24 protein-coding genes are annotated in these 26,659 nt (G+C 61.0%); 13 read left to right on the plus strand and 11 right to left on the minus strand.

What is annotated here, in order from left to right:
• Window positions 1-187 precede the first annotated feature (187 nt).
• Entirely contained in the window at window positions 188-643 is a 456-nt protein-coding gene (gene zntR / locus PG888_RS03690) for a Zn(2+)-responsive transcriptional regulator (protein WP_182938803.1), read from the plus strand.
• A 214-nt stretch (window positions 644-857) separates the two neighbouring features.
• Complete coding sequence (locus PG888_RS03695) at window positions 858-1,097, plus strand: alternative ribosome-rescue factor A (protein WP_232093604.1); 240 nt, start codon at window positions 858-860, stop codon at window positions 1,095-1,097.
• Between the two features lie 215 nt (window positions 1,098-1,312).
• Here PG888_RS03695 and hemW read toward each other — a convergent pair whose 3' ends face one another.
• Both hemW and rdgB read right to left on the minus strand, forming a co-directional pair.
• Window positions 1,313-2,458, minus strand: a complete 1,146-nt coding sequence (gene hemW / locus PG888_RS03700; protein ID WP_182938802.1) for a radical SAM family heme chaperone HemW — start codon at window positions 2,456-2,458, stop codon at window positions 1,313-1,315.
• Window positions 2,459-2,548: 90 nt separating this feature from the next.
• Complete coding sequence (gene rdgB, locus PG888_RS03705) at window positions 2,549-3,145, minus strand: RdgB/HAM1 family non-canonical purine NTP pyrophosphatase (protein ID WP_182938801.1); 597 nt, start codon at window positions 3,143-3,145, stop codon at window positions 2,549-2,551.
• Window positions 3,146-3,383: 238 nt separating this feature from the next.
• Here rdgB and PG888_RS03710 point away from each other — a divergent pair, with 238 nt between their 5' ends.
• The 3 genes from PG888_RS03710 (at window position 3,384) to PG888_RS03720 (ending at window position 6,292) form a co-directional block, all read left to right on the plus strand.
• Window positions 3,384-4,547: a multidrug effflux MFS transporter gene (locus tag PG888_RS03710; RefSeq protein WP_182938800.1), complete on the plus strand. Its 1,164-nt coding sequence runs from the start codon at window positions 3,384-3,386 to the stop codon at window positions 4,545-4,547.
• A gap of 135 nt (window positions 4,548-4,682) precedes the next feature.
• On the plus strand, window positions 4,683-5,744 hold the full coding sequence (locus PG888_RS03715; RefSeq protein ID WP_182938799.1) for an oxidoreductase: 1,062 nt from the start codon (window positions 4,683-4,685) through the stop codon (window positions 5,742-5,744).
• 299 nt (window positions 5,745-6,043) lie between these two features.
• Window positions 6,044-6,292: a hypothetical protein gene (locus tag PG888_RS03720; protein ID WP_058053978.1), complete on the plus strand. Its 249-nt coding sequence runs from the start codon at window positions 6,044-6,046 to the stop codon at window positions 6,290-6,292.
• A 62-nt stretch (window positions 6,293-6,354) separates the two neighbouring features.
• Here PG888_RS03720 and rimJ read toward each other — a convergent pair whose 3' ends face one another.
• From rimJ to PG888_RS03735, 3 genes are all read right to left on the minus strand, one after another.
• Complete coding sequence (gene rimJ / locus PG888_RS03725; protein ID WP_058053977.1) at window positions 6,355-6,906, minus strand: ribosomal protein S5-alanine N-acetyltransferase; 552 nt, start codon at window positions 6,904-6,906, stop codon at window positions 6,355-6,357.
• Window positions 6,906-7,460, minus strand: a complete 555-nt coding sequence (locus PG888_RS03730) for a GNAT family N-acetyltransferase (protein WP_005341258.1) — start codon at window positions 7,458-7,460, stop codon at window positions 6,906-6,908. Before PG888_RS03730 ends, rimJ begins: the two co-directional genes overlap by 1 nt.
• Window positions 7,461-7,567: 107 nt before the next feature.
• Complete coding sequence (locus tag PG888_RS03735) at window positions 7,568-8,464, minus strand: LysR family transcriptional regulator (RefSeq protein ID WP_075113960.1); 897 nt, start codon at window positions 8,462-8,464, stop codon at window positions 7,568-7,570.
• A 92-nt stretch (window positions 8,465-8,556) separates the two neighbouring features.
• Between PG888_RS03735 and mdtH the strand changes: the two genes are divergently transcribed.
• From mdtH to PG888_RS03755, 4 genes are all read left to right on the plus strand, one after another.
• Window positions 8,557-9,753 (plus strand): multidrug efflux MFS transporter MdtH, encoded by a 1,197-nt coding sequence (gene mdtH, locus PG888_RS03740; RefSeq protein WP_182938798.1) that lies wholly within the window; start codon window positions 8,557-8,559, stop codon window positions 9,751-9,753.
• 140 nt (window positions 9,754-9,893) lie between these two features.
• Window positions 9,894-10,301: a type III secretion system chaperone gene (locus PG888_RS03745; protein ID WP_182938797.1), complete on the plus strand. Its 408-nt coding sequence runs from the start codon at window positions 9,894-9,896 to the stop codon at window positions 10,299-10,301.
• A 17-nt stretch (window positions 10,302-10,318) separates the two neighbouring features.
• On the plus strand, window positions 10,319-11,998 hold the full coding sequence (locus tag PG888_RS03750; RefSeq protein WP_182938796.1) for a hypothetical protein: 1,680 nt from the start codon (window positions 10,319-10,321) through the stop codon (window positions 11,996-11,998).
• 157 nt (window positions 11,999-12,155) lie between these two features.
• Window positions 12,156-13,067, plus strand: a complete 912-nt coding sequence (locus PG888_RS03755; protein ID WP_111807567.1) for a bifunctional helix-turn-helix transcriptional regulator/GNAT family N-acetyltransferase — start codon at window positions 12,156-12,158, stop codon at window positions 13,065-13,067.
• A 243-nt stretch (window positions 13,068-13,310) separates the two neighbouring features.
• Here PG888_RS03755 and prfC read toward each other — a convergent pair whose 3' ends face one another.
• The 4 genes from prfC to PG888_RS03775 all read right to left on the minus strand — a co-directional run bounded on the left by prfC (window position 13,311) and on the right by PG888_RS03775 (window position 20,255).
• The gene (gene prfC / locus PG888_RS03760; RefSeq protein ID WP_139406888.1) at window positions 13,311-14,900 is read right to left on the minus strand and encodes a peptide chain release factor 3; all 1,590 of its coding nucleotides are present in this window, start codon (window positions 14,898-14,900) and stop codon (window positions 13,311-13,313) included.
• Window positions 14,901-15,116: 216 nt separating this feature from the next.
• On the minus strand, window positions 15,117-16,964 hold the full coding sequence (locus PG888_RS03765) for a diguanylate cyclase (protein ID WP_182938795.1): 1,848 nt from the start codon (window positions 16,962-16,964) through the stop codon (window positions 15,117-15,119).
• Window positions 16,965-17,177: 213 nt separating this feature from the next.
• Window positions 17,178-18,632, minus strand: coding sequence for an ATPase RavA stimulator ViaA (viaA, locus tag PG888_RS03770; protein WP_182938794.1), 1,455 nt, complete (start codon window positions 18,630-18,632; stop codon window positions 17,178-17,180).
• A 9-nt stretch (window positions 18,633-18,641) separates the two neighbouring features.
• Window positions 18,642-20,255, minus strand: a complete 1,614-nt coding sequence (locus tag PG888_RS03775) for an ATPase RavA domain-containing protein (protein WP_162518083.1) — start codon at window positions 20,253-20,255, stop codon at window positions 18,642-18,644.
• A 318-nt stretch (window positions 20,256-20,573) separates the two neighbouring features.
• Here PG888_RS03775 and PG888_RS03780 point away from each other — a divergent pair, with 318 nt between their 5' ends.
• Window positions 20,574-20,999, plus strand: coding sequence for a DNA polymerase III subunit psi (locus tag PG888_RS03780; protein WP_182939696.1), 426 nt, complete (start codon window positions 20,574-20,576; stop codon window positions 20,997-20,999).
• 109 nt (window positions 21,000-21,108) lie between these two features.
• Window positions 21,109-21,558: a ribosomal protein S18-alanine N-acetyltransferase gene (gene rimI / locus PG888_RS03785; RefSeq protein WP_042656300.1), complete on the plus strand. Its 450-nt coding sequence runs from the start codon at window positions 21,109-21,111 to the stop codon at window positions 21,556-21,558.
• A 37-nt stretch (window positions 21,559-21,595) separates the two neighbouring features.
• On the opposite strand, the gene PG888_RS03790 is transcribed toward rimI, so the two are convergent.
• Window positions 21,596-22,141, minus strand: coding sequence for a hypothetical protein (locus tag PG888_RS03790; RefSeq protein WP_182938793.1), 546 nt, complete (start codon window positions 22,139-22,141; stop codon window positions 21,596-21,598).
• 185 nt (window positions 22,142-22,326) lie between these two features.
• On the opposite strand from PG888_RS03790, the gene PG888_RS03795 reads away from it, so the two are divergent.
• Together PG888_RS03795 and PG888_RS03800 are read left to right on the plus strand one after the other, a co-directional pair.
• Window positions 22,327-24,117 (plus strand): AMP-dependent synthetase/ligase, encoded by a 1,791-nt coding sequence (locus PG888_RS03795; RefSeq protein WP_182938792.1) that lies wholly within the window; start codon window positions 22,327-22,329, stop codon window positions 24,115-24,117.
• Between the two features lie 155 nt (window positions 24,118-24,272).
• Window positions 24,273-24,995 (plus strand): lipopolysaccharide kinase InaA family protein, encoded by a 723-nt coding sequence (locus PG888_RS03800; protein ID WP_182938791.1) that lies wholly within the window; start codon window positions 24,273-24,275, stop codon window positions 24,993-24,995.
• A gap of 45 nt (window positions 24,996-25,040) precedes the next feature.
• On the opposite strand, the gene gshA is transcribed toward PG888_RS03800, so the two are convergent.
• The gene (gshA, locus tag PG888_RS03805; RefSeq protein WP_182938790.1) at window positions 25,041-26,639 is read right to left on the minus strand and encodes a glutamate--cysteine ligase; all 1,599 of its coding nucleotides are present in this window, start codon (window positions 26,637-26,639) and stop codon (window positions 25,041-25,043) included.
• Window positions 26,640-26,659 lie beyond the last annotated feature (20 nt).

The following is a 26,659-nucleotide window of genomic DNA, read 5'->3' on the forward strand; positions in this document are numbered from 1 at the left end:
GCGCGGCGTTAAACGTTTTCTACTTGATTTTCTCGAAACGTTTGCACTTTCAGTGTTTTATGGGAAAAAGGGTCGCCAGGAGATGTTTATCTGCCCCTTTTATGCCCTTGGCTGGCAATCCATGGGCAAAGGGGTGATAGTGGATTCCGGTTTTTGTGGCGGCATACATTCAAGGGGAGAAAAGGGCATGTATCGGATCGGTGAACTGGCCAAGGCGTGCGGGGTCAAGGCAGATACCCTGCGTTTTTACGAGAAGAACGGGCTTATCTCACCGGGGATCCGCAACGAATCCGGCTACCGCCTCTACAGCGAGCAGGACAAGCGGCGGCTGGAGTTTATTATCCGCGCCAAGTCGGTGGGATTCTCGCTGGCCGATATCGGCGAGCTGCTCGACCTCGATACCAACAAGGCCAAAGTCACCTGTCAGGAGGTGAAAGCGGTGGCCGACACCAAGCTGGCCCAGGTGGAGCAGAAGATCATCGAACTGACCCGCTTTCGCGACAACCTGCGCGAGCTCTCCAATATCTGCTGCGGCGGCCCCCGCTCGGCGGAGCACTGCGCCATCCTCGAGACGCTGGAATCTGGCGCCCCGGCCCATCACGAGCATCATAGCCACGACCAAAATGACACTGTTCACGGCTGACATGCTACGCCTGACTGAGCGTGCCTGGCTCAGAGTGACTGACTCGGCGCCGCCGACGCATTGCTCCGGCGGCGATTTGGTGACAAAATCGCCGCGTTTTTAACCGGTGCCAGTGCATCCGGTTGCTGGGCGCTAGCCTGCACAGGCGCTCGCAGCGAAAACCACCAGCCAGACACAAGAATCAACACACCAAGAGAAAAGAAGAGGAGCCATCATGGCCAAAATTCGGGTCGACCAACCCGCCCTCCCCCGTGAGGAAAATGCGCAAGGGGGCAACTATGCCCATCAGCGCGGCGAGATAAAGGATAACCATCTGCACGCCCTGCTCTCCGATCCGCTGTTTCGCAACCGGGTCGAGCGCAACAAGAAGGGCAAGGGGAGTTACCAGCGCAAGGCCAAATTCGGCAAGCGGTGGGAGCCCGGCCAACAGCAGATGATCCGCGTCTGCTGCTGAGCGGGTTTCTACCGACCATAAACAATCAGGGCGCCATTGGCGCCCTGATTGTTATCTCGAAACACGGTTCGCCAAAACTGCCTCACGACCTGTTGCGAGAAGCTGTCAGCGAGGTGAAGAGCAGCGCAGGAACCGGAGCGTATAGATATACGTGAGGCTTCCGAGCAGCGCATGAACCTTGATCACGGCTTCGCAGCCAGATCGTGAGCCAGTTTTCACTCATCCATAAACAGTTCGAGCAATACGTTCAGATAACGATGGCCGAGAGAAGTGAGCTGCCAGCTCTCTCCCAGATCCTCGATAAGCTCCTTGCTCTGTGCGATGGCGAGCACCGTCTCCACCCGTTCCAGCGGCAAGCCGGTATAGGCCTCGAACTCCGCCTTGGGGGCAGGTTCAAACAGGCGGAAGCGGTTCATAAAGTATTCGAGCGGCAGATCGTCTGCCGTCACCTGACACTGCTCGTCCAGATAGGGGCGACTCTTGTCCAGATACCCTTTCGGATGCTTCACCTTGGCGGTGCGCAGGATCTGCTGAGCCGCGAGATCAGTCACCTTGCCGTGAGCACCACAGCCGATCCCCAGATAGTCACCAAAGCGCCAGTAGTTGAGGTTGTGATGGCACTGGTAGCCCTCTTTGGCATAAGCCGATATCTCGTACTGGCGATAACCGCTGGCGGTGAGCATGGCGTGACCCTGCTCGTAGATGTCCCACAGGGTGTCATCTTCCGGCAGTGTGGGCGGTTTGGAGGCAAAGGCCGTGTTCGGCTCTATGGTGAGCTGATACCAGGAGAGGTGCGGCGGGACGCAGTCGATAGCCTGCTGCAGGTCATAAAGGGCGTCATCCAGACTCTGATCCGGCAGACCGTGCATCAGATCCAGATTGAAGGTAGGCAACTTGATGGCATGGGCCAGTGCGGCGGCCTTGCGCGCCTCTTCCGGGCCGTGAATGCGGCCGAGGCGGGTCAGCTTCTCCTGCTGGAAGCTCTGCACGCCGATAGAGATGCGGTTGATACCGGCGCGCTGGAAACCGGCGAACTTGTCCGCCTCCACCGTGCCCGGATTGGCCTCCATGGTGATCTCGCAATCCGCGGCGAGCGGAATACGGGCCCGCACCCCATCCAGCAAGGTTTGCATCGCCTCCACCGTCAACAGGCTGGGGGTGCCGCCGCCGATAAAGATCGAGGAGAGCGGCCGCCCCTGCGCCCACTTCAGATCCTGATCCAGATCCTCCAGCAGGGCAGTGACATATTCGAGGTGAGGCAGCTCCCCCTTCTGGGCATGGGAGTTGAAGTCACAGTAAGGGCACTTCTGGACGCACCAGGGCACATGAATATAGAGAGATAGCGGCGGCAGTTGCAGCATGGGGCTTCCAATAAAACGGGGGCTCAAGGCCCCCATTGTAGATGACTATGTGTAATTGACCGTGTGTAACCGACAAGGTGGCGAAGTGGCTCAGTGCGCCGCAGCCAGCGCCGCTTTGAGCTTGGCCAGCGCCTGACCGCGATGGCTAAGCTGGTTTTTCAGTTCGGCCGGCATCTGGGCGGCGGTGCAGTCGTGATCCGGCACGAAGAATACCGGGTCATAGCCAAAGCCATGTTGACCGCGTGGCTCGTCGATGATCATCCCTTCCCAGCTCGCCTGACAGATGATGGGGGTGGGATCGTCGGCGTGGCGCATATAGACCAGCACACACCAGAAGCGGGCGCTCTTCAGGTACTCGGGGGCACCTTGCAGCTCGCCGAGCAGCTTCTCGATGTTGGCCTTGTCACCGGCCCCCACACCGGCAAAACGGGCGGAGTAAACGCCGGGGCGCCCTTGCAGCAGATCGACTTCCAGACCGGAGTCATCGGCCACGGCGGGCAGACCGGTAATGCGGGCAGCGTGGCGGGCCTTGATGATGGCATTCTCGACGAAGGTGGTGCCGGTCTCATCGGCATCGGAGACCGCAAACTCGCTCTGTGGGATCACCTGGATCTTCATATCGGCCAGCATGGTGGCCAATTCCTTCACCTTTTTCTGGTTACCTGTTGCCAGGACAAGCTTGTTCATCGAGCACCTCCGCAAAAATAATCTGCGCATTCTATGCGGCGCAAGCGTTTAGTAAAAGCGTCAATTACACCCGCTGTGATGGGGTTACGGGGGATTTGCCGCCATCGAATAACCAGCTTTTTAATACATGTTTCCATAATGGAATAACCAAAGTGATTAAATACCATTTCTATTCATTACTGTGAGTCAGTAGACTCGCGCCCCAATTCATTAACCTGGCTGACTAAAGAGGTGACAGATGCCATTAATACTTTTACTCGTACTACTGGTGCTGTTCAGTCCGCTGGCTATCGACATCTACCTGCCCGCCATTCCGCAGATGGCCGAGCAGCTGGGTGCCGAAGTAACCCTGATGCAGGGCACCATCACCTGGTTCCTGTTCAGCATGGGGCTGGGACAACTGCTTGTTGGCCCGCTGGCCGATCGCTACGGTCGCAAGCCCATCGCGCTGGGCGGCGTGCTGCTCTATGGCCTGAGCGCGCTGGGGGCCGGTTTTGCCGCCAGCCTCGGCGAATTGATGCTGGCGCGAGTGCTGCAGGGCTTCGGCGCCTGCGCCACCTCGGTCGCCGCCTTCTCGGTGGTACGTGACAGCTACGGCCCGAAAAAGAGCGGTCAGATGATCTCCTATCTCAATGGCGCCATCTGCTTTATTCCTGCGCTGGCACCTCTGCTCGGTGGCTGGCTCACCGCCAAGGCGGGCTGGTCTGCCAACTTCTGGTTTATGGCTGGCTATGCGCTCATCGTCGGCAGCTGGCTGATGTGGCGGATGCCGGAGACCCGCCCGGAGGAGACCCGCAGTGAAGGGGCCCTCATCAGCTGGTCCCGCTACAGCCCGGTGCTGCGCTCCCCCAGCTTCCTGTTCAACGCGGCGCTGTGCATGCTGGCGATGGCGGTGATCCTCGCTTATGTCACAGCCGCACCGGTGCAGCTGATGGTGAAATTGGGGCTCGATATGAGCGGCTTTAGCTACTGGTTTACCGCCAACGCCGCGCTCAACATCTTGGCCTGCTTTATGGCGCCGCGCTTTATCGCCAAGGTGGGGCCAAGACGCACCCTGCGCATCGGCCTGCTGGTGTTGATGCTCTCGGCCATCACCCTGACCCTGGCGATGCACATAGAACATCCGCTGGCGATGATGGGGCCGGTATTCCTCTCCAGCATCGGCTTTGCCATGATTCTGGGTTCGGCCGCCGGGATGGCGCTGGCACCATTCGGCCACTGCGCCGGTACCGCCGCGGCCCTGCTCGGCCTGTTCCAGATGAGCGGATCCGGCGCGCTGGTTGGCCTGACCGGCGCCCTGATGTACGACCCGCTCAGCCAGCTGGCGCTGCATATGTGGCTGCTGCTGCCGCCCCTGGTGATGCTGATGACCCGTCGCGGACGCCGCTTGTGTTTGCAATAAATCCTGTGTTCTGATGAGCACACTCAGGGGGCCATCGGCCCCCTTCTCGTTTGTATCGACTTTACAGCGTATGGCCATCCGGCAGCCCGGCTGCGATGGCAACCCCACTCACTCGATGTCAGCGGAGAACTCCCGATGAGCCACACTCTCAACGCAGCCCTGGTGGGCTATGGCTTTGCAGGCAAGACCTTCCACGCCCCTTTCCTCTCCACCACGCCGGGCTTGTCCCTGAGTTGGGTGGTAAGCCGTGATGCCGCCAAGGTGCAGGCCGATCTGCCCGGCTGCCGGGTCGGTTCACTGGAAGAAGTGCTGAGCGATGAGACCGTCGATCTGGTGGTGATCGCCACCCCCAACGACACCCATGCCCCCCTCGCCCGCCAGGCGCTGCTGGCAGGCAAACATGTGGTGATCGACAAGCCGTTTGCACTGGATCTGGCCGAGGCACAAGCACTGGTCGAACTGGCCGAAAAACAGCAGCGACTGCTCAGCATCTTCCACAACCGCCGTTGGGACGGGGATTTTCTCACCGTGCGCCGTCTGCTGGCAGAAGGGACGCTCGGGCAGATCGCCCAGTTCGAATCGCACTTCGATCGCTATCGCCCCGAGGTGCGCCAGCGCTGGCGCGAAGCGGGTGGCCCGGGTTCCGGCCTCTGGTTCGATCTCGGCCCCCACGTGCTGGATCAGGCGCTGCAGCTATTCGGGCAGCCGGACTGGTTGCAGGCCGATCTGGCCGAGCAGCGCCCCGGTGCACTGGCGGACGACTACTTCCACGTAGTGCTGGGCTATGGTGAACGGTATGGCGAGCTGCGGGTCGTTCTGCACGGCAGCTGTCTGGTATCGGCCACCATGCCGCGTTTCATCGTACACGGCAGCCAGGGCTCCTTCGTCAAATTCGGTATGGATGTGCAGGAAGATCAGCTCAAGCTGGGCAAACGGCCACCGGCGGGGGATTGGGGCGTGGATAGCGAGCCCGGTCAGCTCAGCCGCATTGTCGATGGTCAGTTACAGCAGCAGAGCGTGGTGGGTGAAGCGGGAGATTATGGTGCCTACTATCGCGGTGTCTGCGCCGCCATCAAGGGCGAAGGGAGCAACCCGGTGCCAGCATGCGAAGCACTGGCGGTGATGGCACTGCTGGATCTGGCCCGTCAGAGCCACCTTGAGGGAAAACGGCTGCCCTGTCAGAAGCTGTCTGACTAAGGCGCTGGCCATCGGCTAACCTTGGCCTTGTTAAACCGCCAGGAGATGGCAGCAAAGCGGTGTTTTATTGTGCAAAACCGGCCTTTGTTCGGCATCTTGTATTGATATCAGTCGTTGCAGTAGTGCTTTTCATCCACGGCACGAAAAAATGTCATTGTGATATCCGTTTTCATCGGTAACTAATGGGGCTATATTGCGCCCGCCTGCTGCCTCCCGGCCTCTTGTTTCAATACCGGGCAACGGTGGGCGCTGTGATGGTTGCACAGACCATCTCTCCATCTTTTTTTGAGGGTATGCACATGAACAAAGTACTGGTAGCCGGTATCCTGGGTCTGATGTTGACCGCTTGCGGTCAGAAAGAAGAAAAAGCTGCCGCGCCTGCTGCTGCTCCGGCCGCCGAAGTTGCTGCAACTGTAGAAAAAGCCGCTAGCGAAGCCACCTCTACCGTAGAGAAGGCCACCTCCGAAGCGGCTGCAACCGTTGAGAAAGCTGCTGACGAAGTGGCTACCAAGGTTGAAGCTGCAGTGAGCGATGCCAAGGCCAACTAAGCCTGCACCTCATTCGAAGACGGGTCCGAAGGCAACTTCGGGCCCGTTTTTTTATCTGTCGCTCAGAGCGCCGGATTAATCAGCGAGGTGAGGATGTGATCCTCCCAGCGGCCATTGATCATCAGATACGCCCGTGCGAATCCCTCCCGCTCGAAACCGAGCCGCTCCAGCAAGGCTCCACTGCGCTGATTGGCAGGCATGTAGCAAGCCATGATGCGATGCAGATCGTGCTCCCGAAACAGGTAGTCGATGGCGGCGGACAACGCCTCCCGCATCACCCCCTGCCCCTGATGCTGCTGGTCGATGGCATAGCCCAGATGACACGCCTTGAAGACCCCCATCAGGATATTGCTGAAATTGCAGGTGGCGATCACCCGCTCACCAGCGGGGTCCAGCGCCACCAGATTGACGCCGGTGCCGTTGAAGAACTGGCTGTAACTGTCCTGCAACCGGGCATGCCAGTAAGAGAGTGTGTAAAAGTGCTCGTCACGCAACGGCTCCCAGGGGGCGAGATGGGCGCGGTTGCGCCGGTAGAAGTCGAGCATCATCGGAGCCTGATCCGGCGCCAGTATGGTCAGATGGGTTCGGGCCGTCTTGATATGTGGCAGTGCCATCAGGACTCCCTCTGTCTTAGCCACTCGTCGCGCAGCAGGCTGTAGTGGGCATGGTCCACAATCCGGTTGCCCAGCCGCTCTGCGCGCCGGGTCACCCCCTCCTGCTGCATCCCGAGCCGTTCACAGACGGCTCTGCTGGGTTCGTTATCGGTGGCGGCGCTTATCTCCACCTTCTCCATCCCCATCTCCTCGAAGGCGTGATGGATCAGGGCCTGACAGGCCCGGGTGATAATGCCGTTGCCCTGCCAGCGCTCCGCCAGCCAGTAACCGATAACCACCTTGCCAAGGTCGTGATCGATGCTGTTGTAACCGATAACCCCCACCACCTCCCCCTGATACTCGATGGCGGTGGTGAGCCCCTCGCCGCGGGCGAACTTCTCGATGGCACTGCGAATGAAGAGGGCGCTGTCGACGGGGCGCTGGATCAGCGGCGGCCAGGGTAGCCACTGGGAGAGATACTCCCGGTTGTCATTGCAGAGGGCAAACAGTTCGCTCGCCATATCGGGCTGCAAGAAGAGCAGCGCAAGCTCGTCGTCCAACTGCCATGAAAACATGGAATTCTCCTTTCAAATCAGTGATCAAATAGCGAACCAGCCACCCAATGTAGCCAATCGCCACTGGCCGCGCCAACCCTTTTACACTGCAGCCCCCCTCTTCCCATTCACCCCTCATTCCGCCACCGTTTCGCCAGTGTGCGGGCGGTGGCCAACACGGTTTCCCGGGCCGGATTGGGCCGCTTGCCACCGCGCCACGCCATCATCACATCCCAATGCTCCTGCGGCAGATTGCGCACATCGAGCCTGACCAGCCGCCCCACCTCCAGATCCCGCTTGATGGCCAGCTCCGGCATCAGGGTAATAAAACCGTGCTCCAGCGCCAGATCGCGCGCTGCACTGGCGGGCTGTACCGCATGCAATGGGCTGGCCGCCCGCCGTAGCCGCCGCAACTGCTGGATAAAGACGTCACACCCTGGCCCCCACACCTGAGGCGCCAGCCGCTGGTCGGCGATATCCTGCAGGGTCAGGCCATGGCATCCAGCCAACGGATGCAGCGGCGAGGCGATGGCGATGATGGGGGAGCAGCAGAGCAGCTCCATCTGCAGGCCTGCCACCGGCGGACACTTGAGCACAAAGCCGATATCGGTCACCCCGGTCAGCAACTCCTGCATGATGACCCCGGAGTGATCCGTGGTGCAGCGGATCTCGAAGGGCTCGTCCACCAGCTCCATCAACAAGGAACCGAATACCACAGCAGTCAGAGAGGGCAGGCTGGCAAGACGGATGCAAGGCAAGGCTGGCGCCCCCTGCAGTGCCAGACGTCCCTCACTCAAGGTGGCCAGTGCCGAACGGGCTGATGGCAGAAACTGCTCGCAGGCACGGGTCGGCGTTACCCCGCGCCGATGGCGCTGAAACAGCGGCGCACCGAGACTGAGTTCGAGCTGGGCTATGCGCTGGCTCACCAGCGGCTGCGACCAGCCACGAATGGCAGCCGCCTGACTGAAACTGCCCAACTCGGCGACATCCAGCAGCAGTTGCAGATCGTCCAGATCCATAGACATAAATAATCCTGATATGAAATATAGGTAGTTGTCGTCTACCACTATATCTAAACCCTCTCCAGAATGAAGTTATCTGTGAATGAGAGGGTGTTATGGTCGATAGGGCGAGGTTTTGGGGACGCTGGTTTCTGGCGCTGGATACCACACTGGTGATCCTGGGTTTCTTTGTGGTGATGCCGATGATCAGCCTGCGCTTCGTCGATCAACTCGGCTGGGCGGCGGGTCTGGTGGGGCTGGCCCTCGGCCTGCGCCAGCTGACCCAGCAGGGGCTGGGGATCTTCGGCGGTTCGCTGGCCGACCGCTTTGGCGCCCGCCCGCTCATCGTCACCGGCATGCTGTTGCGCGCCGTCGGCTTCGCCACCCTGGCCTGGGCCGACAGCGGCGCCATGCTGATCTTCTCCTGCTTCCTCTCCGGGCTCGGTGGTTGCCTGTTTGACCCGCCACGAGCGGCGCTGGTGATCAAATTTACCCGTCCCCATGAGCGGGGCCGCTTTATCTCCCTGCTGATGATGCTGGAGAGCGCAGGCGCCGTCACCGGTGCCCTGCTCGGCAGCTGGCTGCTGCGTTTCGACTTCACCTACGTCTGCCTGCTGGGCGCCGGGCTCTTCACGCTGGCGGCGCTCTGCAACTGGACCCTGCTGCCCGCCTATCGCCTCTCGGTAAAACCGACGCCGATGCGGGAAGGGTTGGGGCAGGTACTGGCCGATCGCGCCTTCTGTCGGCTGGTGCTGATCCTGAGCGGCTACTACATGCTGTGGGTGCAGGTGATGCTGATCTTCCCGATCCTGGTCAAGCAACTGGTGGGTACCACCACGGCGGTGGGCTGGATGTACAGTCTCGAAACGGCGCTGTCGCTGGCGCTGCTCTACCCCATCGCCCGCTTCAGCGAGCGGCGCTACCGGCTGGAGAGCCGACTGATGGCGGGTATCCTGCTGATGACGGTGGGGATTGGGCTGGTTGCGTTTGTCAGCACCCTCTCCGGCATCTTCGTGCTGCTGGCCTGCTTCTATCTGGGGATCATCATCTGCGAACCGGCGCGGGAGACCCTGATGACCAAGCTCGCCAACCCCAATGCCCGTGGCAGCTACATGGGCTTCAGCCGCCTTGGGCTGGCACTGGGCGGCATGACCGGCTACGTGGGCGGCGGTTCTCTCTATGACTTCTCGCTGCAACAGGGGCAACCAGCCCTCCCCTGGCTGGTGCTGGGCACCATAGGCGTGGCCACCATGCTGCTGCTCGCCCGCTGCTTCTCCCGCCGCCCGGAACTGGCCATCAGGGCCGCCGCCTGACGCCCCTCCTTACCTGCGGCAGCCCCGTCAACGGGGCTACCGTTCGTCCTTTCCCGCCATAATCGCGGCCAGCACTGACAGATAGCGCCGCCTCGCCATGGAATACTCTTCCCGACACCTTGCCAAGGGGAGAGCACACCATGTCACACCACCATGCTTATCACTGGATCGCACGCCTCTCCGGTACGCAGGCTACCGCTGCTCCGGATGGGAAAAACCGGATGTTTCTATTACTCGACCAGCAGGACAGGGAGTGGTGGCTGGAGGTTGATCCCGATGAGAGCGTGCTGCTCATCACCACCCCGATGACATGCCAGCTGGATGCCAATCGCCTGACCCCCGCCAACCTGCAGCACTGGCTGAGCCTCAATAGCGAGGTCAACCGGATGGGCGGTGCCTGGCTCGGACTGGAGGGGGATGTACCCACCCTCACCCTCTACGCCCAGATTTTTCTCGCACACTGCGATGAACCCTTGCTCGACAACCTGATGGGTCAGCTTGCCGAACTGGCCCACGACCTCACGCCCCGACTCTACGCAGAGCAATAGCAAGCAAGGAGCCCACCATGAAAATCGAACCCACCGCCCCACTCGCGACTGTCGCAACGCCCTCCCGCCCCCGAAGCAATCCCGGCAGTCGCTTTGTGAACGCGTGTCGCAACCTGACCGCCCCTACCACCGATCGCCCCGAACTGGCGCTGCCGGCCCCGCCAGCGCTGGCCCCCGATAGCCAGCAGCAGTTGAATCGCGAACTACGCAAGGGGCTCTCTGGCTATGTGCAACAACACCCCGAACAGCAAACCGCACTCGATGACTTGCTGAGAGCCGGACAGATGCGCAATGAACTCGGCAAGCCGACGCTGGCGACCGCAGATCCCCTGACCCATCTGGTCACCCTGCTCAACCGGCTGAAAAAACTGCCGGATGGCAAGGCGCTCACCAACGCGCTGGTCAAGGATCCTGCCGGTGAGATCGGACGCTATGTCACCCTCAAGGGATCCTTTGGCAGCAAATCCTGCCAATTACGCAGTCAGCCCCTTCCACCGAGAGCCTTGGGCAAACCCGAACTGCAGCAACTGGCGCTGGAGCTGAAACAGGTGTTGCAGCACTATCTGGATGCCAACCCGGCCAAGCGTGAGTGCCATACTGCGTATCTACGCGACTACCTGCAACAACCCGAGATCGGCCGCTATCTTGGCTTGCTCGACACGCCCGACGGCGCACAGGTCAAGATCAACGCCCTTCCCTCCCGCAAGGAGGAGATTGCAAACGTGATGAACCGCCTGCTGGCCGGTCATGGCCGTGGCGCGCTCTATCACGCCTTCGCCCAAGAGAGCGGACGGGCAGGCATGCTGGGCCGCCACTTCAAACTCGAAGGCATGCTGGCGCTCAGCTTCACGGTGCGAGCCGAACCACTGCCGCCAGCCGTCGTTGCCACTCCATCCACAGCCCAGCGCGCAGACCCCCAAGCAAGAACGGCAGACCCGGCGCTGGCACAACAGCAGGCGGAACAGCTACGCCGCCTCGAGGCGGAAGAACATCTCAATCTGGAAAAGGAGATCACCCGCCAGCTGGGCAACCGACCTGCCTGCCAAATCCTGGCGAAGCTGACCAGATCGGCCGCCAATCTGCAGGCTGAACTGGATGGAAAGCACCTGCCACCAGCCGAATCCATTCCGGTAACCCATATCGATATGGCGACTCTGGCTGCACTCACGCTGCCGCAGGTACGCGAGTTGGCTGCCCAGCTGACAGAGGAGAACAACCGCTACCTGCGACGGGTCGAGGAGCATACCGTGCATCTGCCGACCCACGCCGATGCGGATCGGTTTTCCCCTCATACCCTCGACATGCTGGGCATAACGTTCACCCAGCCCTACCTCAAGGTGCTGGACGATGGCATCCAGGCACTGCGGCAACCGGCCACCAGCCGCACCGGCCGCTTGCTGGGCTGGTTACTGCCCGCTCAGGCCAGGGTGCGCCAGCTCAAACAGGAGCAGAGCATCGGCAAGTTGCACGAGCTGCGGCAGGTCATCACCCTGTTGCAGTTACAGGGTGGCAGCTGGCAGGGGATCGACCGCGCAGGCTGGGCCAAACAGCTGCTGGCCCGCACGCTGGAGCAAGCCATGCCAACACCATGGCAACTCGGACCATTTCGAATCAATGAAGGGCGCCCCCAGTGGCAGGCCAGATTGAGCGAGTGGGGGATTTTGAACGAATGGGGCATTCCGGTAGCCAAAGGCTGATATCGGGTAATCACGGCAGCCAACCCTGAGCCCACCCCATGGCACAGGGTTGGCCTGACCCGCCTCCCTCGGACCAACATGACGGAGAAAAAAGGTTGCGAATTACAACTTTTACGCTACTTTAGTTGTTATGCACAACTAAAAAGGAAACCACGATATGGATCCCCGTCCCCTGCGCGCCCTGTCGCGCGATCTGGTCCGCGAACTCGGCATGCTCTCACAGCAGTGCGGCAATCTGGCCCTCACCCCCATCGAGGCTCACCTGCTGATCGAGCTGGAAAACGCCCCCGCCACCAACCAGCAACTGGCGGAAAAACTGCACATCGACAAATCCAATGCCAGCCGCCCGCTGGCTCGCCTCGCCGAACGGGAGCTGATCAGCTGGCACCCGCACCCCTCCGACGGGCGCAGCAAGGAGGCCCGTCTCACTGCCGAGGGGCAAACGATGCTGCTGGAGTTGCACCGGGAGATGGACGGGGCGATGGAGGAGATGCTGGCGCAGTTGAGCCAGCCCGAGCGTGAACAGTTGTGGAGCGGCCTGCTGCTCTACCGCAGCGCCCTCTCCCGTGCCCGCCGCCAGCAGGGTTACCGCATTCGCCCCATCACGGCGGCAGATGATCCCCGGATCGCCACGGTGATCCGCGCCGTATCGGCCGAATATGGCCTCACCGCCGACAAGGGTTATGGGGTCTCCGATCCCAATCTCGATACCCTCTCCCGAAGCTATCAGGGGGAGAAAAGCCGCTACTGGGTGATCGAAGGGCCGGACGGTGCCATCCTCGGCGGTGGCGGCATAGCGCCGCTGGCGGGAGAAGAGGGAGTCTGCGAGCTGCAGAAGATGTACTTTATGCCCGCCCTGCGCGGATTGGGCCTTGGCAAGCGGCTGGTGCTGCAGGCGCTGGATGCCGCTCGTGACTTGGGCTATCAACGCTGCTATCTGGAGACAACCGAAGTACTTCGCGAAGCCACCAGCCTCTATGAATCCCTCGGCTTTGAACACCTTCCCGGCCCCCTCGGCTGCACCGGTCACGGGGATTGCGAGATCTGCATGGTGTTGACGCTGGAGTAAAGCCCCCTCATCCCCACCCCTTCTCCCGCAAGGGGAGAAGGGAGCAAAAACACTTCCGCTATCTTTCGGACAGATATCGGATGGTTCCCTCCGGGAGATCACCAGAGCAAAGGTCGCTGGCGACCGGCCAGGTGTGATGCCATTGCCACCCGCATCTCTCCTTTCAGGCAAAGCGATACAAAAAAGAGACCCCGCCGAAGCGGGGTCTCTTTGATCATCTGCCAACAGGCAAACCAGCGGTGATCAGTGCTCGCGAGTCTGGCGGAAGTGAACGTCGGGGTGACGCTCCTGCGCCAGACGCAGGTTGACCATGGTCGGCGCGATATAGGTGAGGTTGTCACCGCCATCGAGGGCCAGGTTGACCTCGTTCTTGCGTTTGAACTCTTCGAACTTCTTGACGTCGGTCCCTTCCACCCAGCGGGCGGTGGAGACGTTGACCGCCTCGTACAGCGCTTCGACGTTGTATTCGCTCTTCAGGCGCGATACCACCACGTCAAACTGCAGCACACCGACCGCACCCACGATCAGATCGTTGCTGATCAGCGGACGGAACACCTGCACCGCGCCCTCTTCGGAGAGCTGCACCAACCCCTTGAGCAGCTGCTTCTGCTTGAGCGGGTCGCGCAGGCGGATGCGGCGGAACAGTTCCGGTGCGAAGTTCGGAATGCCGGTGAACTTGAGATCTTCACCCTGGGTGAAGGTGTCACCGATCTGAATGGTGCCGTGGTTGTGCAGACCAATGATGTCACCGGCGAAGGCGTCTTCCGCCTGCTCCCGGTCACCAGCCATAAAGGTCACGGCGTCGGAGATGTTCACATCCTTGCCGATGCGCACGTGGCGCATCTTCATGCCCTTGCTGTAAGTGCCTGACACGATACGCATAAAGGCGATACGGTCGCGGTGTTTCGGATCCATGTTTGCCTGGATCTTGAACACGAAGCCGGAGAACTTCTCCTCGGTCGCTTCGACTTCGCGGCTCTCGGCCTTGCGCGGCATCGGAGACGGCGCCCAGTCGGTCAGACCGTCCAGCATGTGGTCGACACCGAAGTTACCGAGTGCAGTACCGAAGAACACCGGGGTCATCTCGCCCGCGATAAAAGCCTCGTGGTCGAATTCGGGAGAGGCGCCCTGCACCAGCTCCAGCTCGCCGCGTAGTTGGGCAGCCAGATCCTCGCCGATGGCGGCATCCAGATCCGGGTTGTTCAACCCCTTGACCACCCGCTTCTCCTGAATGGTGTGGCCCTGACCGGTCTGATAGAGATAGGTCTCATCCTTGTAGAGGTGGTAGACCCCCTTGAAGGATTTGCCACAGCCGATCGGCCAGGTGATGGGGGCGCACATGATCTTCAGTTCGCGCTCCACCTCGTCCATCACTTCCATCGGGTCGCGCACTTCGCGGTCCAGTTTGTTCATGAAGGTGAGGATGGGAGTATCGCGCAGACGGGTCACTTCCATCAGCTTGCGGGTCCGGTCTTCAACACCCTTGGCGGCGTCGATGACCATCAGGCAGCAGTCGACCGCGGTCAGGGTACGGTAGGTATCTTCGGAGAAGTCCTCGTGACCCGGGGTGTCGAGCAGGTTGACCAGACAGTCGGCATAGGGGAACTGCATCACCGAGGTAGTGATGGAGATACCACGCTGCTTCTCCATCTCCATCCAGTCGGATTTGGCGTGCTGGCCTGAGCCACGGCCCTTGACGGTACCGGCGCGCTGAATGGCCTGTCCGAACAGCAGGACTTTTTCGGTGATGGTGGTTTTACCCGCATCCGGGTGCGAAATGATCGCAAAAGTGCGCCTCTTGGAGACTTCACTCAGAAATTCAGCTGACATAATTCAACGTTCTTCTATTGAGCGGTGGCATCAGCCACCGTGGGAATAAATCCGGAATGCCGCTCACGGCACATGTATACGCAACGAAAGCCACGCCAGCTGGCGTGTTGCCAACCTGGTGGAGAGAGGGAGGAGGGTTGCGTTACATGGGTCTTCTCGCCTGAGTCAAAGCAAAATTGCGCGACATTATACCCGCGCGAGTGAAAAATACCCAGCCCGTCAGTCGTCTGTTTCCACCCGGTTGCGACCAGCCTCCTTGGCGCGGTAGAGGGCCTCGTCTGCGCGCCGGGTCAGGGCAGCCAGATCCGGATCATCAGCCTGCTGGCAAGCGACGCCTATGCTGATGGTCACCGGATGGGAGAGACCGGGCAGCGTCAGGTTGGCCACCCTCTCGCGGATCCGCTCAGCCACCCGGCACGCCTCCTCGATACCGGTATCCGGCAACAGGACCAAAAATTCTTCTCCCCCGATACGTCCCAACACATCATGCTGGCGTAACTGACTCACTACCGCTTGCGAGACCCATTGCAGCACCCGGTCTCCCTGATGATGGCCCAGGGTGTCGTTGATCCGCTTGAAGTGATCGATATCGAACACCAGCAGACAAAAGGGTGTGCCCTGCCTGCGAGCCAGCGCAAACATATCGCTGCCGTGCTGCAAAACCCGGCGCCGGTTATTGATGCCGGTCAGCTCATCGGTAAAGGCCAACCGATGCATCCGACGATTGCGCTCAATCAGCCACCCCATGGTCAGCAAAGCCAGCCCCCCGCAGAGTACCATCACCACCAGCAACCAGAAGCGACGCTCCTTGATCTGCGCCAGCTCCTGCTGCTGCAACTGCTGCTCGATCCGCAACTGCTTGTTCTCCACCTCCTGGCGGGCCAGTTCAAACTCGCCGCGCACCCAGGCAGTGCTCTGCTCCCGTTGCAACTGATCGAGACGCTGCTCCTGCACCAGATGATCCCGCAACGCTGCCAGCGCCGCCGGATAGTCCCCTTGCAACTCGAATGCTTCGCTACGCACGCCGTAGAGATCCATCAGGTAACGAATGTGCCCCTCCGCCTTCAGGATCGGTTCAATTGTCGCAAGCGCGCGCAGGGCCGAAATCGGCTCCCGCTTTTTTACCTGCAGCTTGGCCATCACCAGCTCGAGATGGGCATGGAGAATGAGATCCACTTGCGGAGAGAGCACCCGTGCAGCCTGCCCCAACAAGCGCCCAGCCTCCTCCGTGCGCCCCTGACCGAGCAGAGCCTCCGACAGCATCACCTGACGATCGGCATGTTCAATCCGGTATTCCGGCTGGTGGAAAAAAGCGAGGCTTCGCTCAAGCTCCTGTTGCGCCTCCTGATAGCGCCCAGTATCCAGATAGACCAGTGCCAACTGCTCGCTCATCCTGGCCGCCCCGAAGCCGTTGTGGTTCTTGACAAAGTGTTCATCCAGCCGGTGCAGAGTGGTTAGCGCCTCGGTATAGAGCCCCATCCGGCGAAATGCTGCCGCGATCTCGAGCTGCGCCTGGTGATACCAGGTGACCAGCCCCAGTTCTTCATAGATGTCATGCGCCTTGGTAAGATCCACCAGCCCCTGCCCGGACGCCCCCTGAAACGACAGCATGGCCCCCCGTCGGGACAGCGCCAGCGCCTCCAGCTTTGGCAAGGCCGCCACCCTCGCAAGGCGCAATCCCTCATCGAAGTCATGACGAGCCTGTGCCACCTCGCCAAGCAACTGATTGAACCAGCCACGGCAAATAGTCAGATCGGCCATGGCGGCGCCATCTTCCCGCTTTTTAGCGAGCGCCAGCTGGCTGTCGGCATATGCAATGGCACGACGGGACTCCTGCATGTCATCGGCCGAGTGCGCCCAGCAAGCCAACCGCCGGATCCGCATCTGCTGTGGCTGCGAATAAGCATCGCCATCCTGCAACAGCCGGTCGATCCGTTCATGTAACAGTTCTATCGGCTGATAGACCCGCTCCATATCATCCAGTTCGCTCTCCAGCTGGGCGGGTGACAAGGGTTGGGCCGCCAGCCCGAACACCGCCAGCAACAGCAGTAAAGCAAGGTGACGCATAAAGACTCCGGGTGAATGGGAGAGGTCATCGGGCAGTGGATGCCGGAAAATCACTATCTTTTCCCCTGCAACAAGGGTTGTAAAGACCTGAGTCCCACGCTGCCGCCCGAATGGCTGTCTGGTCACATTTTACAGCGACATCATTGAGTTGAACGCTCGCGGGACAATCACGGCGGCAAGAGGGCGCAACGTAACGCAGGGCCCTCCCGGTTACTAGTGATGCTGCCAGCGCCGCAGCAGCCGACCACGCAAGCCGCAATCGAGCAGCCAGCTGTTGTCGAACACCCGCAGCAAGGCCGGTTTGGCATGGCGGGACATGGCGACAGCGTGAAAACGGGTCTGGCGCTGACGATAGCGATTCATCTGATCGAGCAGGGCGTGCGGCAGGCTCTGGGCGATAAAGTCGGAGATGACCAGCACATCGGCCTTGGCAAAGGCAGGATCATCGAGCTTGGCCAGCGCTTTTTCCAGGCAGGGCACCAGATCGGTACCGCCGTGAAAACTCATGGAGAGAAAGCGCTCCGCCTTCTCCAGACCGGTATCGGCGGTGATCTCGAGGGTCGCCACCTCGGTGGAAAAGAGCATCAGGTAGCAGCCGCGCTTCTCATCCATCGCCACCTTGAGCAACGCCAGAAACAGCGCCTTGGCACACTCCTCGGGATAACCGCCCATGGAGCCGGAAGTATCGACACAGACGATAAAGGGGCCGCGCTGCTGCAGTTGCTTGCCGCCCTGCTCCGGGGTGCGCAGCATGATACGCTGGCGCGGCAGGGTACCGCGCGACTGGTAGCTGAGCAGGCGCCGCTCCAGATAGCGACGGTAGAACTCCAGCTCCAGTTCGGGCAAGCCCAGCATCACCGCCTCGCTTGGCAGCAGGCGCATCAGATCGCTGGCCTGATGAATGCCCACCAGATCGTCCGGCACATCATCGCTGGGGGCGGGCTCCAGCTCCAGTACCTCGACCGGCGGCACCGGTTGTTCCTGCGCCCGCCGATCCCGCTCGCTGCGCCCGAGCAGACCCGCGATCTCCGCCAGCAAGGGCTCGCGCTGCAACATGCGGGCATATTGCTTGATCAGCACCAGACTGCGCTTGTGCCAGTATCCCTGCGCCAGATCCCAAAGGCCGCCCGCAGAAATCTGGTTGGGATCGAGGGCATCGGCCAGAGTGCGGCTCGCCAGCAGCTGATCTTCAATCTCCTGACGCTGCTTCTCCCGCTCCGACTCGGCGATCTGCTGCTGCAACTGCAACAGGCTCCCCACCAGACTGGCGCGCCACTTGTCGATAAAGAGCTGGCGCAGCCCCTCGGTGGGGTGAGCCATCAGCTGGCGCACCAAGGAGCGGGCCTCACCGGCGAAGGGGCTGTACTGATCCAGCGACTCCAGCAGGCCGGGCAGGCGACCAATCAACTCGGTCATCGGCAGTTGCCGGTGTGCCTGATAGAGCAGGTACTCCTGCTCCAGCGCCACCGGCACCGGCTTGTGGCGGATCTCCTCGCCGAGCTGTTCGCCCCAGCTCTGCAGGCGCTTTTTCAGCAGCTTGCCTTGCAGCGGGGAGCGTTTGATAAATTCGGATATCTTGGGCGAGGCTGCCAGCAGGAGCGCCACCTCACCCGCCAGCTCCCCTTCGCCCATCAGGAGCCCCAGATCCAGCATGCCAATCTCAAGCATGTGCGTCCCTTACTCGTCCAGCCTCGGCAACCGTTCGCGCCACTGCACCAACTCGCTGCGCAGCAGTTCAAGATCCCGGTTCAGTACGAAGAAGCTGTCCTCCACCTGCTGCAGCCAGCGTGAGGAAATAAAGAGGTGTTGTTGATGACGCTCGAACAGGCTGCGCTGCTGCTTGAGCTCCTGCATCACCTTGCCGACCTGGACCAGTTGCTCGTCGAGCGCCTGCAACCAGGGCTCCAGCACCACCTCGGGAATGGCGTTGCGCTCCATCAATACCAGCGGGATCTGCTGGCGCTGGATATCGAGCACCTGCAGCCGCAGCTCATCATCGAGCACCAACTCGTAGTGCCCCTCTTTCGGGTTGCCGAACTGATAGCCGACCAGCGCCTCGCCGGTGGGGCGCCAGTGGGAGAGCAGGGTACGATCGAACACCAGCGTGCGGGTGAGGCGCTCGGGATCGCTGCCATCCAGCGGCGCCGGAGTGAGCAGATGAAAGTGCACCTGCTTGCCAAAGGGTCTGGCATTGGCGAGCGGGATCTCGATGCCCCGGGCGCGGCGGCCAAACCACTGCTTACGCTGGCGCGCTTTGGTGCAGAGCCGCTGGGCCACGCTCTGTTTGAGCTGTTTGAACTGATCCCGCAGCGCCAGCAACTGGCGAGTCATCGCCAGTTGCTGATAACCATAGAGACGGGAGAACTCGGTCATCATCTCCATCAGGGTGGTGCGGGACTCCTCGTCATGCCAGAGGCAATCCTTGAACAGCAGCAGGTCGAGGGGGGCCACCTCGTCGCGGCCATTGAAGAAGGCACTCGCCTTGATGAGCCGTACCGCCTTCTTCCAGCGGCGATCCGACACATAACAGCGGTGGGCCAGCTGGCTGTCGAGCTGCTGGCGCAGCTGGTAGATGAGCTCGAAACAGGCATCCGGCAGGCGCACCTGCTCAATCTGGCTCTGCCACTGCTCGTACTCATCGCCCCGGATCTGCAAGGATTCCGGCAAGTTCTGGTGAGCATGGCCATCGCTGGCCAGCATCGCCTGAAAGTTCGACTTCTCCTGCACCCGGTCCATCCAGATCCGCACCAGCATCCGGTCGTAGAGCGCTTCCAGCCCGCTATCCGGCGCGGGCAATTCGTTGGAGGCGGTCACCAGCAAGCGCATCGGGATGGGGTGCTGACTGTCGCCATTACGGAACTGCCGCTCGTTAATGGCGGTGAGCAGGGTATTGAGGATGGCGGGGCCCGCCTTCCAGATCTCGTCGAGGAACACCACCTCGGCCTCCGGCAGATAACCGGCGGTGAGGCGCAGGTATTTGCCGTCCTCTTTCAGCGCCTGAATGGAGAGGGGGCCAAACACCTCCTCCGGCGTACTGAAACGGGTCATCAGGTATTCGAAGTGGCGGGCGTCGTGAAATGCCAGCTTGAGGCGGCGGGCAATCAGGCTCTTGGCGATGCCGGGCGGGCCCAGCAAGAAGAGGCTCTCGCCGCTGAGGGCGGCCAGCAGACCGAGGCGCAGGGCATCCTGCCGTTCGTAGAGCCCCTCGCCAAGGGCCGCCAGCAGCCGGGGCAGCCGCTCCTGGATGGGAATAAGACGCGCGGGGTTCTGGGCTTGAGCTAAAGACGACATAGAGACTGTTCCGAAGCTGGGATGATGATAGCCCCAAGGTGCGATATCCATTTGTTCGACCTTGGGTTTTGTCTTGTTATGATGTTTATTCTGGTATCTCTTGCCACAGAATACCCGACTCTGGCAGGAAAAAACGCCAGGGCGGTGCGATACCGTTGCAGCGCCCATGTGTGACCAGAGTGGTTATCAGCATCATGATCTGCGTGTCATGCCCGCATGCGCCAGATGATACGTTGCAAAGGGTGCAGCAAAACCGGTTCGAGTGTACCCTGCGCAACACGATTTTCCCCAATGCAGATCAAGAGTGAGTCGCCCCAGATGCAAGATCCCGTTCGTCAGAGCATGTTGGCCCGCATGGGCATTCAAAGCTGGCAGCTGCGTCGTCCGGCATTGCTGGGCGCAGAACCTGCTCCCGAACTTGAGCAACATACCGGCCAGACGGCCCCGGCCAGCAGCGCCCCGCTGCCCAGCGGCAAACTCTGGCTGCTGGCGCCCAGACTGCCTGCCACCACGCTGCTGGCGGATATCTGCCAGCTGCTCGGCATGACGCCCGATGAGGTCTCCCTGCTCAGCGAGCTGCCGCCCGCCGACCTGCAAAGGGCGGACACCTCCCCCCTGCTCTGGCTGACGGAGGCCAACCCCGCGCGGCCGGATGCGCTGATCTGCCCGCTCGTCCCCAGCGCCGCGCAAAAGCGCGCCCTGTGGCAACAACTGCGCCAGCACCTTGCGGCCAGCGCGGCGTGATCCTGCATCATGCCGCCGAGCCCCACCGTGATGCCGCTCTTTTTACCTGATTTTATACACGCCGCCCCTGCCACCCCCAGTGCCCAATATCTTGCCATCCGGAGCCCCCATGCCTGAGTTTCGTCCCCTGCTCGAGAGCGATTTCGACCTTGTTTACCCCATCGAGCAAGCCGCTCACAAGGAGCCGTGGAGTCAGGCCAACCTGCTCTCCTGCTTCGGCCCTCGCTATCTCAACGGCTTGATGCTGGTCGACGGTCGCCCGGCGGGCTTTTATATCTCGGATCTGGTGGCCGGTGACAGCTCGCTGATGAACATCTGCGTGCATCCGGCGTTTCAGGGCAAGGGGTTGGGACGGGCGCTGTTGCAGGCCTATCTGGCACGCAGCAAGCAAGCCGGCGCAGAGGCCTGGTTTCTCGAGGTGCGGGCCGGTAACCAGACCGCCATCAACCTCTACGAGAGCGCCGGTTTTGCCGAATATTGCCGCCGCGCCGACTACTACGGCACCGGCAACGATCGGGAAGATGCGGTATTGATGTCGCGACTGTTCGATTTCGGCTGATCCGGCCAATTCGCCGTGCTCAGGCGTCTTGGCCCCCTCAATCGAGGGGGGCGTTGTCCAGCGCGGGGTCCTGCAAGGAGAGGGTCGTGTGCACCACCGCCTCGAATCCGGCGGCAGAGAGCGGCATATAGAAGCCCCGCTGCCAGGTTTTTCCGGGCATCCAGATCTGGTCGATATCCACCACGACCTTGATAGGCCTGAGGGGCTGACCCGGCTGCTGGATATAGATACCGGGCGGTGTGGCGACCTTGGGAAAGCGGCGCAGGATCTGCTCGCTGCCATCCCCCTTGCCCGGGTTGAGCCGCACCTTCACCAGCCGGGCGAGCGGGCCTGCCATCTCCTTGCTCTGCCAGAATTTCTTCTCCAGATCGCCGCAGCGGCGGCACTTGGGGGTCTCCAGCACATAGAGCAGCGGATAACCCAACGCCAGCGCCTGTTGCTGGGCCTGATGATACCCCTCGGCTCCCTGATACCAGGGATTGGCGGGCCCCTGAGCCCCCTTGCCAAAAAAGAACCAGGCTGCACCGCCACCCACCACCATGAGCCCGACTGCGGCCAACGCTACTTTCACCCACAGATTCATATCGTTAACCCTCTTTGCACTCCCTTGCAGTATCGGCCAGCCTGCCCGAAGGCGTAGCTATTTGCACTCTTTGTGATCCAAGACAAACGGCGAACACTTGTAAGCTGTAATGTTGGAGTTTAAACTCTAGCCCGATTTTTAGTGCCCTCGCGGGCGTACAACTGTAATTAAAGGATGTTTGACTGATGCCGAAGCTTCATCTGGTTCGACTGATGCGTGAACGTATTGCCCAGCTTGGCAACAAGGCTGCCCTGCGGGTTCAGCAAGATGGCCAGTGGCGCGCCATCGGCTGGCGTACTCTGGGCCAGGCCATGGACTACTGCGCCCAGGCGCTGATCCGTGCCGGCCACCAGCCAACCGAAATGGTCGGCATCTACGCCCGCAACATGCCGGAGTGGACCCAGGCCGATCTCGGCATCCTTGCCGCCCGCGGCGTCAGTGTCCCAATCTACCCCACCAGCACCCTCGAACAGCTGCGCTATATCGTGCGCGATGCCAACATCGGCCTGCTGTTCGTCGGTGAACAGCCCCAGTTCGATCAGGCGCTCAACTTGTTAAAGGATGGCGAAATCCGCCAGATCGTCGCCCTCGATGGCAACGTTAATCTGCACGGCTGCCCGCAAGCGAGCCACTTTCAGGAGTTTCTGGTCTCCGGCAACCATCAGCCCAGCGAACAGGTGCTACGGGAGCGCGAGAGTCAGTACCGGATGGACGACCTGCTGACCCTGATCTACACCTCCGGCACCACCGGCGAACCCAAGGGGGTGATGCTCGATTTTGCCAACGTTGCCGCCTGTTTCGAGATGCACAACAGCCGCCTCGACCTCAATCCGCAGGATGTGTCGCTCTGCATGCTGCCGCTCAGCCATGTGTTCGAGCGGGTCTGGAGTTTCTACGTGCTCTACTGCGGTGGTGAAAACGTCTATATCCGCGACCCGCAGAAAGTGATGGATGTGATTGGCGAAGTACAACCGACCGTGATGTGCGCCGTGCCGCGCCTCTACGAGAAGGCCTACGCCATGATCCAGGCCAAGGTGGCTCAGGCGCCGGCCCTGCGTCGCGCCCTGTTTGGCTGGGCGACCAAGGTAGGCAAGCAGATGGTTGCTACCCGTCAGGCGGGCAAATCCGCCTCCCCGCAACTCTATGCCCAGCTCTGGCTGGCGGAGCGACTGGTGTTTCGCAAGCTGCGTGCCCGCTTTGGCGGCCGTACCCGCTTCCTGCCGGTGGCAGGCGCCCGTCTGGCCGATGATGTAAACCTCTTCTTCCAGGCGATGGGGCTCAATCTCAAGTACGGCTACGGCATGACCGAAACCACAGCCACCGTCTGCTGCTATGAAGACAGCCAGTTCAAGCTCGGCTCCATCGGCACAGCACTGAACGGCATCGAAGTGAAGCTGGGTGAGAACAACGAATTGCTGGTGCGCTCCCCCACCGTGATGCGCGGCTACTACAACAAACCGGACGCCACTGCCGAGGTGATGACCGAAGATGGCTTCCTGCGTACCGGCGATGCCGGTGAGCTCGATAGCCAGGGCAATATCTACTTCACCGAGCGCCTCAAGGAGCTGATGAAGACCTCCAACGGCAAATATGTGGCCCCGCAACTGGTGGAAGGGACCATCGGCAAGGATCGCTTTATCGAGCAGATCGCCATCGTCGCCGATGCCCGCCACTTCGTCTCGGCACTGATCGTCCCCTGCTTCGAGTCGCTGGAAGAGTACGCCCGCTCCATCAACCTGCAATACCAGTGCAAGAGCGAGCTGCTGCGCAACTCCCGGGTGAAGGAGTTCTTCGAAGCACGCATCGCTGACTTGCAAAAAGAGCTGGCCAAGTTCGAGCAGGTGAAGAAGTTCACCCTGCTGCCGAGCGCCTTCTCCATGGAGCTGGGTGAACTCACCCCCACCATGAAGCTGCGCCGCAAGATCATCGAGGCCAAGTACCAGAGCGAAATCGAGGCCATGTATAACCACGTCTGATATCGCCTCTACGTCCTCCCCAAGAAAGCCGTCCCCTCCCGGGACGGCTTTTTTGTTGCTCATTCAGCCTCGGTCAGCAAGGGGGGCATAAAGTGGTTCAGATATTCATCATCCCCTATGGATGAGATTCATCCCCCCATTTGACACCCGATGCCATGACGCTGACCACTCTCGACTTGCACGGCAAGAAACACTATTACCTGCTGCTCCACGACGAGCTCGGACTGGATCACTGGGCCCTGCAACAGAGCGAGCTGACCCGCAGGCTGGAGTCCATTGCCAGCAGCCAATTCTGGCTACATCCCGCCAGCAACAGCCTGTGCAAGATAGTGCCAGACAAGTACCCGCGCTGGAGCCTTGGCTGGTGGCGTCGGGATCTGCTCGGCAAGCGTCTGGTGGGTCATATCGATGCCCTGCGCGAGTGGCAGAGCAATCGCCGTCTGCGCAAAGCCGGGCTACAGGTGGTTCCCTGCAAGGCCGCCGGGATCGCCCTCAATCCACTCAATCCCCATGCCTCTTTTCTGGCAGTGCACTACCTGGCGGAGCACTGCTCCGGCGAACACTACTTCAAACAGGCAGGGGAGAACGATCGCCTGGCCCTGCTGCATCGGCTCGCCCAGGATCTCTATCACCTGGCCAAGCACGGCTACTATCATCGGGATCTTCATCTGGGCAACCTGATGCTATCCCCTGCCGGCAATATCGTCTGGATCGATACCCATGTGCGCCGCCTGCCCAGCAATCTGGAGCGGCTGCGTCAGACATTTTTAGACTCAATAGAGCCAAACAAACTGTTCGGGCAGTTCTACCGGGATTATCTGCTGACCCAACTACGTCATCTGGCTGGTTTGCCTCAGCCGCAATCCATAACGCCTTAACCAATAAAAAAGCCGCTCATCGAGCGGCTTCTGGTTTATTTGATATCAGGCTGTGGTGGTACTGGTACCGAAGTAGTCGGCCAGGAAGTCATCGAACGACAGGCTGTCGCTGCGCTCGCGCTCCCGCTGCTTGGCCAGCGAATCCTTCGCCTCACCGGCAAAGTAGGCCTCATCCCAGTACTGCAGCTCCCCTGCAAGCAGCTCCTCGCGATAACGGGTCGCCAGCTTGTCGCCGTAGCAGCCATTGTCCTTGCCGCTCTCCAGCAGCTCCTTGAGCATGCGGGCGGAGTAGGTGAGCTCGGGGTCGAGCAGCTTCTCCCGGTGCATCGCCAGCGTCTCGCGGTAGCGGTTGCGGCCGCAGCAGCGATCCAGCAGCTCGGCTACCTGAGCCAGCTCGTCGAACAGCTTGAGACCGTACTCTTTGAGGCCAATGGCATTGCCCTGCTCATCTTCAAGCATCAGGCCGGGACGACGCCCTTCCAGCACCACCTTGTTCTGGTTGCGGCGGTTGCGGGCAATCTCCTCGTCACTCAGCACCGGAGAGGGGCGCAGCAGGCACCAGACCAGGAACAGGTCGAAGAAGCGAATCTGATCCGCATCGATACCGAGCGGGGTGAAGGGGTTGACGTCCACGGTGCGCAGCTCGATGTATTCGATGCCGCGCTGATCCAGCGCATCCGAGGGCTTCTCGCCGCTGCGCGGGGTGCGCTTGGGGCGGATCGGGGCGTACAGCTCGTTCTCCAGCTGCAGCACGTTGTCGTTGAGCTGACGGTACTCGCCATTCACCTTGACCCCGATCTTGGCGAACTCGGGGTCATGGGTATTGATGGCACGGCGCAGGCTACTGACATAAGCCGGCAGGCTGTCGTGGCTGATCTTGAGCCCCGCCTGGGAACTGTTGGTGTAACCGAGATCAGAGAGACGCAGCGCGGTGGCGTAAGGCAGATAGAGGGTGCCCTTGCCGGTCTTCTCGAACGGCAGGTTGCTCTTGCGCCCTTTGAGGAAGGATTCGCAGATGGCCGGGGAGGCACCAAACAGATAGGGCACCAGCCAGCCGAAGCGGTAGACGTTGCGAATAAGCCCCATGTACTTGTCGGAGATAAAGCGCTGGCTGCAGCAGCCGACGCACTCCAGATCCTGCCACTCGCACCAGAAGCTATCGGGCATGGAGAAGTTGAAGTGCACCCCGGCGATCACCTGCATCAGGCTGCCATAGCGGTTCTTCAAGCCCTGCCGGTAGAGGGTCTTCATCTTGCCGATGTTAGAGCTGCCGTACTGGGCCAGCCGGATGCTCTCTTCCCCGCCGACGAAGCAGGGCATGGAGAGCGGCCAAATCCGCTCGTTACCCAGATGCTGAATCACATGGTGATGGATGTCGCCGAGCTGATCCATCAGACTGTCGATGGAGTCGGTGGCCGGGGTAATGAACTCCAGCAGGCTCTCCGAGTAGTCGGTGGTGATATTGGGATGGGTCAGGGCCGAGCCCAGCGCCCGGGGATGGTCACTCTGGGCAAGTCGGCCATCCGGCGTGATGCGCAGGCATTCACGTTCGATCCCGCGCCGGATCCCCTTGAGCGCGGTGCGGCGCTCCGGTGATCCCAACGCATTCAGCAACTCGGTGAGCGACAAGCTTGTTGTAGTCATATTCACGGCTCATGTGAGGC

The sequence above is a fragment of the Aeromonas sp. QDB23 genome (assembly GCF_027707745.1).
Taxonomy (GTDB): Bacteria; Pseudomonadota; Gammaproteobacteria; order Enterobacterales; family Aeromonadaceae; genus Aeromonas; species Aeromonas allosaccharophila.

Bases quoted from the DNA above. Each gene is read 5' to 3' on its own strand.
- PG888_RS03780 (WP_182939696.1), top strand. From the start codon at position 20,574: ATGCAAGATCCCGTTCGTCAGAGCATGTTGGCCCGCATGGGCATTCAA.
- rdgB (WP_182938801.1), bottom strand. From the start codon at position 3,145: ATGAACAAGCTTGTCCTGGCAACAGGTAACCAGAAAAAGGTGAAGGAA.
- PG888_RS03800 (WP_182938791.1), top strand. From the start codon at position 24,273: ATGACGCTGACCACTCTCGACTTGCACGGCAAGAAACACTATTACCTG.
- PG888_RS03750 (WP_182938796.1), top strand. From the start codon at position 10,319: ATGAAAATCGAACCCACCGCCCCACTCGCGACTGTCGCAACGCCCTCC.
- PG888_RS03795 (WP_182938792.1), top strand. From the start codon at position 22,327: ATGCCGAAGCTTCATCTGGTTCGACTGATGCGTGAACGTATTGCCCAG.
- PG888_RS03765 (WP_182938795.1), bottom strand. From the start codon at position 16,964: ATGCGTCACCTTGCTTTACTGCTGTTGCTGGCGGTGTTCGGGCTGGCG.
- PG888_RS03755 (WP_111807567.1), top strand. From the start codon at position 12,156: ATGGATCCCCGTCCCCTGCGCGCCCTGTCGCGCGATCTGGTCCGCGAA.
- PG888_RS03745 (WP_182938797.1), top strand. From the start codon at position 9,894: ATGTCACACCACCATGCTTATCACTGGATCGCACGCCTCTCCGGTACG.
- PG888_RS03790 (WP_182938793.1), bottom strand. From the start codon at position 22,141: ATGAATCTGTGGGTGAAAGTAGCGTTGGCCGCAGTCGGGCTCATGGTG.
- mdtH (WP_182938798.1), top strand. From the start codon at position 8,557: ATGGTCGATAGGGCGAGGTTTTGGGGACGCTGGTTTCTGGCGCTGGAT.
- zntR (WP_182938803.1), top strand. From the start codon at position 188: ATGTATCGGATCGGTGAACTGGCCAAGGCGTGCGGGGTCAAGGCAGAT.
- viaA (WP_182938794.1), bottom strand. From the start codon at position 18,632: ATGCTTGAGATTGGCATGCTGGATCTGGGGCTCCTGATGGGCGAAGGG.
- PG888_RS03735 (WP_075113960.1), bottom strand. From the start codon at position 8,464: ATGTCTATGGATCTGGACGATCTGCAACTGCTGCTGGATGTCGCCGAG.
- rimI (WP_042656300.1), top strand. From the start codon at position 21,109: ATGCCTGAGTTTCGTCCCCTGCTCGAGAGCGATTTCGACCTTGTTTAC.
- PG888_RS03720 (WP_058053978.1), top strand. From the start codon at position 6,044: ATGAACAAAGTACTGGTAGCCGGTATCCTGGGTCTGATGTTGACCGCT.
- rimJ (WP_058053977.1), bottom strand. From the start codon at position 6,906: ATGGCACTGCCACATATCAAGACGGCCCGAACCCATCTGACCATACTG.
- PG888_RS03695 (WP_232093604.1), top strand. From the start codon at position 858: ATGGCCAAAATTCGGGTCGACCAACCCGCCCTCCCCCGTGAGGAAAAT.
- gshA (WP_182938790.1), bottom strand. From the start codon at position 26,639: ATGACTACAACAAGCTTGTCGCTCACCGAGTTGCTGAATGCGTTGGGA.
- PG888_RS03730 (WP_005341258.1), bottom strand. From the start codon at position 7,460: ATGTTTTCATGGCAGTTGGACGACGAGCTTGCGCTGCTCTTCTTGCAG.
- PG888_RS03710 (WP_182938800.1), top strand. From the start codon at position 3,384: ATGCCATTAATACTTTTACTCGTACTACTGGTGCTGTTCAGTCCGCTG.
- PG888_RS03775 (WP_162518083.1), bottom strand. From the start codon at position 20,255: ATGTCGTCTTTAGCTCAAGCCCAGAACCCCGCGCGTCTTATTCCCATC.
- hemW (WP_182938802.1), bottom strand. From the start codon at position 2,458: ATGCTGCAACTGCCGCCGCTATCTCTCTATATTCATGTGCCCTGGTGC.
- PG888_RS03715 (WP_182938799.1), top strand. From the start codon at position 4,683: ATGAGCCACACTCTCAACGCAGCCCTGGTGGGCTATGGCTTTGCAGGC.